Source organism: uncultured Phyllobacterium sp., from assembly GCF_902479695.1.
GTDB lineage: Bacteria > Pseudomonadota > Alphaproteobacteria > Rhizobiales > Rhizobiaceae > Phyllobacterium > Phyllobacterium calauticae.
Genome location: NZ_CABSQF010000074.1, coordinates 1 through 11907, shown reverse-complemented (window position 1 = coordinate 11907; position 11907 = coordinate 1). Strand labels below are relative to the sequence as shown.

Genomic DNA, 11907 nt, shown 5'->3' with positions numbered 1-11907 from the left:
CAGGTCGTCGATGCCTACATCGATGCCGAACGCGGGCTTGGTGTCGCCGAGCACGCTCTGGCCGTAGTTCATCAGATGCCACTGATAGCGATACAAGGGATCGCCCTGCTGCGCCTGCGCGGCGCCGGCCCAGGCCAGGGCCGCGATGGCCAGGCTCAACGCCGTCCTGTTGCTCAGATGCTGTCGCATACCGCCAACTCCTTGAATTCTTCGGGCATGCCTTCCCCGTTGCGGCCGGAGCGTTCGCTCCGGCCGTCGCGGTAAGCCTGCGCGTGGGGGATGGGCCTTACTGGTAAATCATGGTGAAGGTGACGCTGCTGTTGGCCGCACCGGCCGTCGCCGCGCCGGTGGCCACGTACTGCGCGTAGTAGCGCAGCGCCGCGCCGCCGCCTTCCACCGCGACCGACTGGGTGTTCTGCAGGCCCAGCGGATTGCCGAGCAGCACCTGCGAGTGGTCGGCGTTGAGCAACTGCAGCTGGACGTTGCCGGCGATGCCGGTGCCGCCCTGCAGGGTCAGATTGTTGCTGCTGGTGTCGATGGTCGGGCCCGGCTCGAAGAAGGTCTGGACCTGGGCGACGGTGGCGCCGCAATCGGCGGCGCGGGGGAGATATTCGCCGCGATCGATCAGCGCCTGTCCTGTCGGCAGCTTCGCCTGTGCCGCGGAAACATCCGGCAAGGAGGCCGGCTTGAACAGGAAGATCGCGACGCCTGCCGCAATGACAACCACGACGGCGAGCAGGAGGAGGCCGAGTCTTTTCATGATTCAGGGTCTCACAGCTTTTCGAGTTCGGTATCGGCCGGCTTTGCGCTCGCCAATGCTGCCGCCAGAGGCGCCGCGAGCGGAGGAATCATCGACACGCTTTTCTTGTCGGTGCCGTCGGTTTTCAACGCGTCGCGGTTGAAGGGGAGCGTGCGCAGGCGCTTGCCGGTGGCCGCGAAGATGGCATTGGCAAGGGCAGGCGCCGCCGAAACCGTTGCGGTCTCGCCGATCCCTCCCGGGGATTCGCTGCTCTTGACGTGGTGGATTTCGATCTTCGGCGCTTCATTGTTGCGCAGGATGCGGTAGTCGTGGAAATTGCTCTGATCGACGCGGCCATCGGTGAAGGTGATGCCGCTGTAGAGCGCGGCGGAAAGACCGAAGATCAGGCCGCCTTCGATCTGGGCTTCCACCGTATTGGGGTTGATGGTGATGCCGCAATCGACGGCCACAACGGCGCGGTGCAGCGTGATTTCGCCCGCCGGAGAAACCGAGATTTCCAGCACCGCGGCCATGTAGCTGCCAAAGGCATCGTGCAGGGAGATGCCGCGGCCCATGCCGGCGGCAAGCGGCGTTCCCCAGCCGGATTTCTCGGCGACAAGTTCAAGCACGCCCGCCGCACGCGGCTGGTTCCTGGTCAGGGCGCGGCGGTATTCTACCGGGTCCTTGCCCGCCGCATGGGCGAGTTCATCCATGAAGCTTTCAACCACGAAGACATTGTGCGTGGGGCCGACCCCGCGCCACCAGGTGATGGGAACAGGCGGGTCCTCGCGCACCCAGTCGACCTGGATGACCGGCAGGTCGTAGGGTGGCTTGGCCGCACCTTCGACCGCGTCATCGTCAAGCTTGTCCTCGGGCCAGCCGCCCGGGATGTAGTTCCCGAGCACCGAGCCGCCGGCCACATGGTCCACCCAGACGGTCGGCAATCCGTCGGCACCGAGCCCCGCGGCTATGCGGTCGTAATAAGCGGGGCGGTAGAGGTCGTGCTGGATGTCCTCTTCGCGGGTCCAGATGACTTTGACGGGATAGCTCACCTGCTTGGCGATGGCGACAGCCTGCGCCACGGATTCCGCCACGAGACGCCGGCCAAAGCCGCCGCCGATGAGCTGATTGTGCAGGATGACTTTCTCCAGCGGAAAGCCGGTCACTTTCGCAGCAAGCCCTTGCGCGATAGCCGGGACCTGCGTGCCGACCCAGATTTCGCACTCGTCGGGCCGCACATGCACGACACAGTTGATCGGCTCCATCGGGGCATGGGCAAGGAATGGCAGCTCATAGGTCGCCTCGACCTTCTTGACGGCGGCCTTCATCCTGCCGTCCACATCGCCTTCCTGGCGCGCCATGATCGGCTTCTTGCGTTCGGACGCGGCTTTCAGCGCCGCCATGATGTTGGCACTGGCAAGGTTGGCGTTCGCCCCTTCGACCCAGGTGATGTCGAGCGCTTCAAGGCCCTTCTTGGCTGCCCAGAAATGATCGCCGATCACGGCGACGGCGTTGTCCAGCCGGACGACATCGCGCACGCCGGGAATGGCGCGCGCCGCCTTGTCGTCGACGTCGCCGAGCTTGCCGCCGAGGACAGGGCAGGCGGCGACGGTTGCCACCTTCATGTCAGGCACGCGGATATCGATCCCGTATTTCACGGCGCCGTTGACCTTGCCCGGCGTATCCAGCCTGCGGCTCGACTTGCCGATCAGCTGGAAATCCTTCTGGTCCTTCAGTTTTACCTCGGCAGGCACGGGTTGCCTGGCTGCCGCGTCGGCAAGCGCGCCATAGGCAAGCTGGCGTCCGGTTGGCTGGTGGGTCACCACGCCAAGCCTGGCCACGCATTCGCTCACGGGTACAGACCATTCCGCAGCGGCTGCGGCAACCAGCATCATCCGCGCGGTTGCACCGGCCTTGCGCAGGGGTTCCCACGTGGCACGCATGGAGGTGGAGCCGCCGGTCGCCTGTCCGCCCAAAGCTGCCGTGGCGTAGAGCTTGTCGTTCGGCGGCGCATCGACGGCCTTCACCTGATCGAGGCTGACTTCCAGTTCCTCGGCAATCAGCGTCGCCTCGCCGGTATGGGTGCCCTGGCCCATTTCGATATTGGGAAGGATGAGGGTGATCAGCCCGTCCGTGCCGATGCGGATGAAGGCATCGGGCGCAAAGGCGGCGGTGACATCGCCGTCAACCGGCTGTGCGGTGCTCGCCGCAAGCACTGGTTTGATGCCTGCGCCGAACAATGCAAATCCCAGAAGCAGTCCGCCGCCCTGCAGGAAGGCGCGGCGCGAGGTGGCTGTTTTCGGGAAGGAGGATGGCTTGCTCATGCTGGCTATCTCCATTTCCTCAGGCCTTCGCGGCCTGTTTTATCGCCGCTCGTATCCGGGTATAGGTGCCGCACCGGCAGATATTGCCGGACATGGCCGCATCGATATCCCGGTCGCTGGGGTCAGGATTGCGATCGAGCAGGGCCGAGGCAGACATGATCTGCCCGGACTGGCAGTAGCCGCACTGGATGACCTCCAGATCAAGCCAGGCGTCCTGTATCTTCTTGCCCGCCGGCGTTGCGCCGATGGCCTCGATCGTCGTGACCTTGCGGGCGCCGACGGAGGCGACAGGCAGGACGCAGGAGCGCACGGGCCGCCCGTCCAGCTGCACGGTGCAGGCGCCGCACTGGGCAATGCCGCAGCCGAACTTGGTGCCGGTCAGGCCAATCACGTCACGCAGCACCCAGAGCAGAGGCATATCCTCCGGCACATCCACATTGCGCTCTTCGCCGTTTATATTCAGGGCTATCATTCGGCCGCTCCTCGGTTATCCGCATCCCGTGGGACAGGTGTCAAAGTCAACGCAGCGTATGCGATTGTTGGCACAGAAAAGCGGTGCTTACCAGAGGTAGTAACGGGAAGGTGATCGCACCGGCCGCAAGTGCGATGTCACTGGGTGGAAGGGTGCGCCGGCAAAACAGCAATCAAAGACGATACGCTCGCTCGCGTATCGCCGGAGATTGATTTGCGATATTTATCGGATGATCAGATTGCAAGGATAACCGCAGTCACCATCAGTGCGCCGAACAAAATGACCGAGCATGTCATCCAATTGGATAAATCGCCATTTTCCTTAACGTGTCGCATCGCCTGCCTCCTGTTGAGCGTAGCCGGATAATCCGGCGCGTTCTCAAGGATCACGAACACCCGCCGCTGACTCTGATGGCCAACGATCGTTTTTGCTCGGAGTGATTCATGTCCTGCTGCCGGAGCGTGCGGAACGGGTGTTCAGCCATCCGGATAACAGCAAGCAGATAATAACACTTTTGGATGTGCCGCTCAATTTGTTGTCCGCCACAGAATCATCACATTTGATATCGGAGCCGTGAAATTGCGTTAACTTTTCGTTAAACGACCACTCTTGGAAAGACCATTCGTACAAGGGCACCGCGCCCGGCATGGAAACTGGCCGGTGCGTCGTGCATTTCCAGTTGCCCGCCGTGATCCTCGACAATCTTCTTGACGATGGCCAGGCCAAGTCCCGTTCCCTTTTCGCGGGTGGTCACGTAGGGCTCCAGCAGCTGGTGGCGGTTCTCAGCCGGCAGGCCCTTGCCGTTGTCCAGCACCTCGGCAACGATGGAGGGACCGGCAGCCATGGCCCGCACCAATATATGACCTTCACTGATGACGCCCGACTGCAGCACCGCATCGATGGATTCCGACGCGTTCTTGATGATGTTGCCGAATGCCTGCCCCAAAAGGCGGCTGTCGAAATTGCCGATCAGCGGTTCGTCGGCGAATTCGTGGGCAAACTTGATCTGGCTGTTGCTGATTTCGACGAGGAACGATGCATCGCGCAGCACATCGCGGATGTCGGTCGCCGCCAGTTGCGGCTTGGGCATGCGGGCGAATTCGGAAAACTCGTCCACCATGCGGCCGATATCCCCGACCTGCCGGATGATGGTCTCGGTGCACTGGTCGAAAACCTCGCGGTCCTCGGTGATCACCTTGCCATAGCGGCGGCGCAGCCGTTCGGCGGAAAGCTGAATGGGGGTCAGCGGATTCTTGATCTCGTGGGCGATGCGCCGGGCCACATCGGCCCAGGCGGAGGAGCGGTGCGCGGCCACCAGATCGGTGATGTCGTCGACGGTCACCACGTAGGATGTGTTGTGCGTGTCCGCATCTTCCCGGGTGATCTGGACGTTGAAGGAGCGGGCGACGCCGTTGCGGGTCATGGCGATCTGCTTGCGGCTCGAGGAGCGGCCGCTGTCACGCGCCGTGGTGAACACTTCGCCGAATTCCGGCAGAAGCTCCGTCAGGTTGCTGCCGATGGTGGAGACGTGATCACCCAGCAGCATGGTCTCCGCCGGCCGGTTGATGACGGCAATGTCGCCTTCCGTGTTGACGCTGATCACCCCGGCGGTCACCCCCGAAAGCACGGCTTCGGTAAAACGCCGGCGCTCGTCGATCTGCTCCTTGGCGGAAATCAGGTCGTTGTGCTGGGTCTTCAGCTGCTGCACCATGTTGTTGAAGGTGAGGGACAGCGAGCCGATGTCGCCATCGGAGCCGCGCACGGGGACCGAGACGTCGAAATCGCCGGTTGCCACTTCTTCCGCCGCGCCGATCAGCAGGCGGATCGGCTGGACCACGCGGTTGGCTACCGCGATGCCCGTCCAGACGGCGGTGAGCAGCAGCAGCAGCGTCAGTTCGATGTAAAGCAGCGCATAGGCGATCTGCGTGTTCTTGCGGTTGCTGGCCAGCGATTGGTACTCGCTGTTGTTGTCGGTCATGATCCGCATGTTGTTGAGGGCCGAGGGATCGATCGTGCGCACGGTGTAGAGGTAGAGATCGGGCAGGGCCTGCGTCTTGATCACCGCACCGACGAGATTGGTGGCGCCCGGCGGGATCAGCACCGGCCGGTCGCCGGCGGCGCCGCGCAGGGCCGACAGGGGCACCGGCGGCAAGGTATGGTCGTTGATGAGGCTGGCGCTGACGACGGGCGTGCCGCTCGAATCGACCAGCGATGCGCCCAAAAGGTTGTTGCGGCCGGCATCATAGGTCAGCCAGTCGGAAAAGGCGCCGCGATCCAGGCTGAAAAGCATGCGCCGCTGGTCGAGCTCGATGACCATGGACAGGGTCGTGGTCAAAAGGTTCTGCGCATTGTCCTCGGTATAGGACTGCGCGGCCTTGATGGACATGTCGATGATCTTGTTGTTGTCGACGTTGATCCAGGAGTTCAGCCGGTTGTCGAGGATGATCAGGGAAAAACAGGCCACGATGATCGATGGAATCGATGCGATCAGTGCAAAGATGAAGGCAATATTGGTGTGCAGGTCATTGTGCTTTTCCTTGTTCTTGAACAGGAAGAGTTTGCGCACCGTGGCATAGGACAGGTAGACCAGCAGCAGGATCGAAACGGTGTTGGCCGCGATGATGAGCTGGGTTATCTCTTTCGTCGGCGAGATGCTGGTGATGCCCATCATGACGATGAACGAGGCAATCGTCGTGGCCAAAGCCAGCAGCGTCATATACAGCGCGCCCTTGGGCAGAACCTGTTGCTTGATCTCGGTTTCGCTGGAGGACATGCATCAGCCTCGTTGGGTCAGTCCGTCGGATAACGAAGACCGCAGTATTCCCCTGTGGATTATCGGGCGGGGTGCCGCTTGTAAAGCAAGCTTGCATTCAGGCACCGGTTTGAGGCAACAGGAAGCCGGTGCGTTGCTGATCTGCCACGCGGCCCGGCTGGAGTATCGATATGACGATCCGCAGGATTCTGAAATTCCCCCATCCCGATCTGCGGGCGAGGGCAGACATTGTCACCGTATTCGATGACGGTTTGCAGCACCTCGTTGCCGATCTTCTCGACACGATGCGCGATGCGCCGGGCATCGGCATAACCGCGCCGCATATCGGTGTTCTCAAACGTGTTGTTGTCATCGAGCTTGCGGATGGTCAGGGCGTGCGGTCCTACGTCAATCCGACGATCGAATGGTCATCCGATGTGCTGGTCAGGAACATGGAGGGCAGCGTGTCGATGCCCGGCATGAATGACGAGGTCGAACGCCCGGCGGCAATCCGCATACGCTATCAGGATATATCCGGCACGGCGCAGACGCAGGAAGCGGACGGGCTGCTTGCGGTTTGCCTGCAGCACGAGATCGATCAGCTCGACGGCATTTTCTGGCTGTACCGGCTGTCGAGGCTCAAGCGCGACCGGTTGATCAAGCGGTTCGAGAAGCAGCAGCGCATCCAGATCGCTTAGCCCACTGCTTTATCGGCCTGTAACAAGGTTGAACAGTTGAACGATAATTAACCTTAGATTGCAGTATTTAACTTGACGCTCCGGCTCTCCCATCGCCAAAGTAGACATACTGCGGTGGGTGAATGCAGAGGAGCGAAGATTGCGTAATGCCATCGAGTAAGTCGCGAAACTCACCGTTCGACACCCAGAATGAGCGTGGTGGCGACCGCTTGCTCCAGATTGAAGCCGTCTATGACAGGGTCCCGGTCGGGCTTTGCTACCTCAATCGCGACGGTATCTTTGTCACGGTCAACGATCAGCTCTCCCGGATGCTTGATGTCAGCAGCGATCATGCGGTTGGCCGGTCGGTGGAGGATGTGGTGCCCGACCATGCCGCCTTGCTGCGCGCCAGCCTGATCGCTGCCCTGAAGGAAAAGCCCATTCCCGATCACACGATGCAGCGGGGGGCTGAAACGCTGATGATTTCTGCGGCTCCGGTGACCAATGATCTTGGGGAAGTGGCGGGAATTTCGGTGGCCTACACCAATATCACCACCATGACGAAGATTTCCGAGCGATTGGCCGAAATCGAGCAGCGCACGACCTATGCGCTCGAGAGTGCCGGGCAATGGATATGGGATATGAATATTGCGACGAACCGGGTCTGGCGTTCGCCGCAATACCGGACCCTGCTCGGGCTGGACCCGGCCAGCCCGGCGGCGGAGAACGTGGCGTGGGACATCGTGCATCCCGATGACAAGGCCCGCACGATCCAGGCATTCGAAGATGTTGTCAGCGGCCGGAAACCGCATTTCGAAGCGGTTTACCGGGTGCCGCGCGGCAATGGCGGTGAAGCGTGGATACTCAGCCGCGGCAAGATCGTCGAATATGGTCACGACGGATCGCCGCTGCGGCTGCTGGCAACCAGCGTCGACATCAGCAGCCAGAAACAGATTGAAGAAGAGCTGTCCTCAAACGTGCGGTTGCGGATGGAGCTGGAGCAGAAATTGCTCGAAGCCAACCGGAAACTGAAAAAGCTGTCGGAAAGCGATCATCTGACCAGCCTGCCGAACCGGCGCAAGTTCAGCCGCCTGCTCAAGCGGGAATATGAGCGGGCGAGTGATCACGGGCAGCCGCTGGCCTTGCTGATGATCGATATCGACTACTTCAAGGCCTATAATGATGTGTATGGTCATCTGGCCGGGGACCGGTGCCTCGTGCAGGTGGGGCGTGTCCTCAGCAAGGTGATCGGGAAGGGTACCGGCGTTGTGGCGCGTTTCGGCGGCGAAGAGTTTGCGGCGCTGCTGCCGGGCGCCAGTATCGATGAGGCGGCGGACATTGCCACGACCTTGCTGGAGGCCGTCGCCGGCCTGCATCTGGATCAAGAGGATGTTCCGGCTGGCCGGACATCGGTCAGTATCGGCATCAGCGCGCTTGCACAGTTGCCCGCCGCCACGCAGGACGGCGCGGATGCTTTGGTGAACCTGGCAGACCGGGCTCTCTACGAAGCAAAGCGCGCGGGACGCGGCAGGGTGCGTGTCTGGGGCAGTTTTTCCACGGATTAGGCCGGCTCTATCGGCCCGGCGTGCGGATGGTTTTGCGCCAGACCATCGATGCGTGCAGGCTGACGGAGCGGTTGTCCAATCCGGACTCGTCGGCGTCATTGGTCAGCCACTCCACACTGGTTCTGACGATGTCCTCGACCGGCTGGGCAAATGTTGTCAGCGCGTAGGACGACCAGTCGGCCTGGGGGATGTCGTCGAAACCGGTGACGCAAAGCTCGTCCGGAATGCGCAGGCCGAAATCGTGGCGTGCGCTGTCCATCAGCCCGAACGCCATGAGATCGTTGACGCAGAACACCGCATCGGGCCGGGTCGGCTCGGTGAACAGCATCCGGGCAATGTGCTGCCCGCTCTCATAGACCGTGTTGCCATGGCGGATCACCGTCACCTCCAGCCCGAATTCGGCGGCGGCGGCAATGAACCCATGTTCGCGCGCCATCAGGCTTGGCGTGCCGACGGCCGAATTGGCAAAGGCCAGACGGCGGCAGCCGGCACGCAGGAAGGCATGGACGGCTGCCCGCGCGGCGCGCCCGTCATCGAGATTGATGCGGAACGGCCCTTCGATCTCGTCATCCCGGTTGATCAGGACAATGCGCTGCCCGCTGTCGAGGCAGAGTTTGGTGATCGCCTTGTCGGGGAGGCCGGAGAGCAGGATCGACGCGTCCGCCCGGTAATTGAGCGTCTGCCGCAGGGCGGCATCGACGCTGCCGTCAGAGCGGTCGGTGTTGATGATCATGCAGACCTTGCCGGCCTTCTGCAGCGCATGGGACAGTTCCCGCACCAGCCGGGCGCGATAGGGCGTGTCCATTTCCGAGGCAACGAGACAAACGATGCCGCTTTCGCTGCGCATCAGGCCGCGGGCAAGCTGGTTGACGTGATAGCCGAGCGCATCCGCCGCTTCGATGACGCGCCGGCGCGTCTCGTCGGACACGCTGGCGCCGGGGGTGAACGTGCGTGAAACCGCCGAGCGCGACACACCGGCTCTTTTTGCAACGTCTTCGGCGCTGATGAATGATTTGTTCAACGAGATTTCCGCCCGGGCAACATTCGGTTTTTCCATAGATTGCACACGATTGCTCTTCTCCGCAAGGCAAGCATATTCAAATTTAATCGGACAAAATCAATAAGCCGGCTTGACATGAACTGTTCGCATGTGAAACTTTTGCACACGCTTGCAAAACAAGCAGCGGCATGGAGGTGCCGTTTTTTCAGGGAGGAGAAATTCATGCGTTCAGTCTTTGCCATTGCTGCTGCTTTTGCTGCCGGTATCCAGATGATGCCGATGGAGGCGCGTGCGGCGGACAATCTCAATCTGATCTGCTCGGCGGATGTCGTCATCTGCGAGCTGATGAAGGGCATGTTTGAGAAGGATACGGGCATTCAGGTCAACATGGTGCGCCTGTCATCGGGCGAAACCTATGCAAAAATCCGCGCCGAGGCGCGCAACCCCAAGACCGATATCTGGTGGGCGGGCACGGGCGATCCGCATCTGCAGGCCGCATCGGAAGGCCTGACCCAGGAATACAAATCGCCGCTGCTCGACCAGTTGCAGGACTGGGCCAAGAAGCAGGCGGAAAGTTCCGGCTACAAGACCGTCGGCGTCTATGCCGGGGCGCTGGGATGGGGCTACAACACCGATATCGTCAAGAAAAAGGGCATGAAGGAAGCCAAGTGCTGGGCCGATCTGCTCGATCCGTCCTACAAGGGCGAAATCCAGATGGCCAATCCGAACTCGTCGGGAACAGCCTATACGGCGCTCGCATCGCTGGTGCAGATCATGGGCGAGGACAAGGCCTATGACTATCTGAAGAAGCTCAATGCCAATGTCTCGCAATATACGAAGTCCGGTTCCGCACCGGTGAAGGCCGCGGCGCGCGGTGAAACGGCGCTCGGTATCGTCTTCATGCATGACTCGGTGGCCCAGACGGTCGAAGGCTTCCCGGTGAAAACCGTCGCGCCATGCGAAGGCACGGGCTACGAAATCGGCTCCATGTCGATCGTCAAGGGCGCGCGCAATCTCGATGCAGCGAAGAAATGGTATGACTGGGCACTGTCTGCCGACGTGCAGTCGCACATGAAGGAAGCGAAATCCTTCCAGCTGCCATCGAACAAGGCGGCGGTCGTTCCGCCGGAAGCGCCGAAGTTCGAAGACATCAAGCTCATCGAATATGACTTCAAGACCTATGGCGATCCGGCCAAGCGCAAGGAACTGCTTGACCGCTGGGACAAGGAAATCGGCGCAAGCGCCAATTGATCTGAGTTCAGCAGTTTCGCGTGCCCGGTATTTCCATGCGGGCACGCCAGCCATTTCCATCATTGAAGACAGTATTGGGTAGCACAATGGAACGTAGCGACCGGAGATTGAACATTGCTCTCGGTATAGGCCTTGCCGGGTTTGCCCTTGTGCCGTGGTACAGGATCGAAAGCGGATTCTACGGCCTTGGCTGGCTGGGCAAATTCCCGTCCGGTTCGGCGGAAGCGCCCGGCCTTGTGCAGATCGCCAGCCATGGCCGCTGGTCGCTGGCCATCATCGCGCTGTTGTTCGTGCTGGGACTGGCTGCACGGGCGTTCCGGGTTTCGCCGCTGCGTGCCAATCTGCTCATCGGGGCGGGGGCTGCCGGCATTGTCTTTCTGGTTCTGCAGGGGCTTGCCATCGGTTTCACCGGCTGGAGCTGGGCGATCAGCGAAAGCCTGTTCGGGCCGCTCGCCGATGGGCAGCCGTCCATGGGGGCGGGGGCCGGTCTGGTTGCGCTGTCCTTCGTCCTGATGTTTTCCTTCGGGCTGGCCGAACGCGGCGTGCTGCGGCAGATGGCCGAAGCGGCGCGCGCGATCGCCAAGCCCGACGCGGCCGAGCGCGTCGCCGATGCGGTGCTGGAGGCGGCGCGATGAAGCCTGCCCAGCGCCAGCGCAGCGAGCGGATTGGCGTCATCCGCGCGCGCGTCTTCGCCGCCGCTTCACTCGGGCTGATTACTCTGCGCGCCCCTTCAGGCGCGCGCGACATGACCCGTTTGCAAACCCATTCCCCAAGCATGCGTTCCAACCTTCCAACTTCGGACATCACGCCATGAGCACCGCCCTGCGCCGCCGTCTGCAACACACCGGCGACCTGGCCAAGGCGTTCCCGCGCGTGCACTTCGTCGGCATCGGCGGCACCGGCATGAGCGGCATCGCCGAAGTCATGTGCACCCTGGGCTACCAGGTGTCGGGTTCGGACATGGCCGACAACGCGGTGACCCGGCGCCTGGCGTCGATGGGCGCGACCGTGCACCGCGGCCACGCCGCGGCCAACGTGCTCGGCGCCGACTGCGTGGTGGTGTCCAGCGCGATCAAGCGCGACAACCCCGAGCTGATGGAAGCGCATCAGCTCGGCCAGCATTTCCG

The 11907-nt window shown here is 61.9% G+C and carries 12 protein-coding genes; 6 read left to right on the top strand and 6 right to left on the bottom strand.

The window, feature by feature from the left end; genetic code table 11:
- From RDL77_RS23995 to RDL77_RS23975, 5 genes are all read right to left on the bottom strand, one after another.
- A partial coding sequence (locus RDL77_RS23995) for a hypothetical protein (protein ID WP_288194999.1) occupies nt 1-189 on the bottom strand: 189 nt, incomplete at its 3' end.
- Nucleotides 190-286: 97 nt separating this feature from the next.
- Entirely contained in the window at nt 287-760 is a 474-nt protein-coding gene (locus RDL77_RS23990) for a hypothetical protein (RefSeq protein WP_288194998.1), read from the bottom strand.
- Between the two features lie 11 nt (nt 761-771).
- The gene (locus RDL77_RS23985; RefSeq protein ID WP_288194997.1) at nt 772-3063 is read right to left on the bottom strand and encodes a xanthine dehydrogenase family protein molybdopterin-binding subunit; all 2292 of its coding nucleotides are present in this window, start codon (nt 3061-3063) and stop codon (nt 772-774) included.
- A 19-nt stretch (nt 3064-3082) separates the two neighbouring features.
- Nucleotides 3083-3535 (bottom strand): (2Fe-2S)-binding protein, encoded by a 453-nt coding sequence (locus RDL77_RS23980; protein ID WP_223612668.1) that lies wholly within the window; start codon nt 3533-3535, stop codon nt 3083-3085.
- 595 nt (nt 3536-4130) lie between these two features.
- Nucleotides 4131-6308 (bottom strand): PAS domain-containing sensor histidine kinase, encoded by a 2178-nt coding sequence (locus RDL77_RS23975; protein ID WP_288194996.1) that lies wholly within the window; start codon nt 6306-6308, stop codon nt 4131-4133.
- A gap of 170 nt (nt 6309-6478) precedes the next feature.
- Between RDL77_RS23975 and RDL77_RS23970 the strand changes: the two genes are divergently transcribed.
- Nucleotides 6479-6985: a peptide deformylase gene (locus tag RDL77_RS23970; protein ID WP_288194995.1), complete on the top strand. Its 507-nt coding sequence runs from the start codon at nt 6479-6481 to the stop codon at nt 6983-6985.
- Nucleotides 6986-7131: 146 nt separating this feature from the next.
- Nucleotides 7132-8529: a sensor domain-containing diguanylate cyclase gene (locus tag RDL77_RS23965; protein ID WP_288194994.1), complete on the top strand. Its 1398-nt coding sequence runs from the start codon at nt 7132-7134 to the stop codon at nt 8527-8529.
- A 7-nt stretch (nt 8530-8536) separates the two neighbouring features.
- Here the strand turns inward: RDL77_RS23965 and RDL77_RS23960 are convergent, their stop codons facing one another.
- The gene (locus tag RDL77_RS23960) at nt 8537-9550 is read right to left on the bottom strand and encodes a substrate-binding domain-containing protein (RefSeq protein WP_374042790.1); all 1014 of its coding nucleotides are present in this window, start codon (nt 9548-9550) and stop codon (nt 8537-8539) included.
- A gap of 201 nt (nt 9551-9751) precedes the next feature.
- On the opposite strand from RDL77_RS23960, the gene RDL77_RS23955 reads away from it, so the two are divergent.
- From RDL77_RS23955 to RDL77_RS23940, 4 genes are all read left to right on the top strand, one after another.
- Nucleotides 9752-10780: an ABC transporter substrate-binding protein gene (locus RDL77_RS23955; protein ID WP_288194992.1), complete on the top strand. Its 1029-nt coding sequence runs from the start codon at nt 9752-9754 to the stop codon at nt 10778-10780.
- Nucleotides 10781-10866: 86 nt separating this feature from the next.
- Complete coding sequence (locus RDL77_RS23950; RefSeq protein WP_288194991.1) at nt 10867-11415, top strand: hypothetical protein; 549 nt, start codon at nt 10867-10869, stop codon at nt 11413-11415.
- Nucleotides 11412-11594, top strand: coding sequence for a hypothetical protein (locus RDL77_RS23945; protein WP_145959970.1), 183 nt, complete (start codon nt 11412-11414; stop codon nt 11592-11594). Before RDL77_RS23950 ends, RDL77_RS23945 begins: the two co-directional genes overlap by 4 nt.
- An 89-nt stretch (nt 11595-11683) precedes the next feature.
- Nucleotides 11684-11907, top strand: a 224-nt coding sequence (locus RDL77_RS23940) for a Mur ligase domain-containing protein (RefSeq protein ID WP_288195000.1), incomplete at its 3' end; no start/stop codon positions are given.

Excerpts from the sequence above, each read along its gene's own strand:
- RDL77_RS23975 (WP_288194996.1), bottom strand. The coding sequence starts at position 6,308 with ATGTCCTCCAGCGAAACCGAGATCAAGCAACAGGTTCTGCCCAAGGGC.
- RDL77_RS23955 (WP_288194992.1), top strand. The coding sequence starts at position 9,752 with ATGCGTTCAGTCTTTGCCATTGCTGCTGCTTTTGCTGCCGGTATCCAG.
- RDL77_RS23945 (WP_145959970.1), top strand. The coding sequence starts at position 11,412 with ATGAAGCCTGCCCAGCGCCAGCGCAGCGAGCGGATTGGCGTCATCCGC.
- RDL77_RS23970 (WP_288194995.1), top strand. The coding sequence starts at position 6,479 with ATGACGATCCGCAGGATTCTGAAATTCCCCCATCCCGATCTGCGGGCG.
- RDL77_RS23965 (WP_288194994.1), top strand. The coding sequence starts at position 7,132 with ATGCCATCGAGTAAGTCGCGAAACTCACCGTTCGACACCCAGAATGAG.
- RDL77_RS23950 (WP_288194991.1), top strand. The coding sequence starts at position 10,867 with ATGGAACGTAGCGACCGGAGATTGAACATTGCTCTCGGTATAGGCCTT.
- RDL77_RS23990 (WP_288194998.1), bottom strand. The coding sequence starts at position 760 with ATGAAAAGACTCGGCCTCCTCCTGCTCGCCGTCGTGGTTGTCATTGCG.
- RDL77_RS23985 (WP_288194997.1), bottom strand. The coding sequence starts at position 3,063 with ATGAGCAAGCCATCCTCCTTCCCGAAAACAGCCACCTCGCGCCGCGCC.
- RDL77_RS23980 (WP_223612668.1), bottom strand. The coding sequence starts at position 3,535 with ATGATAGCCCTGAATATAAACGGCGAAGAGCGCAATGTGGATGTGCCG.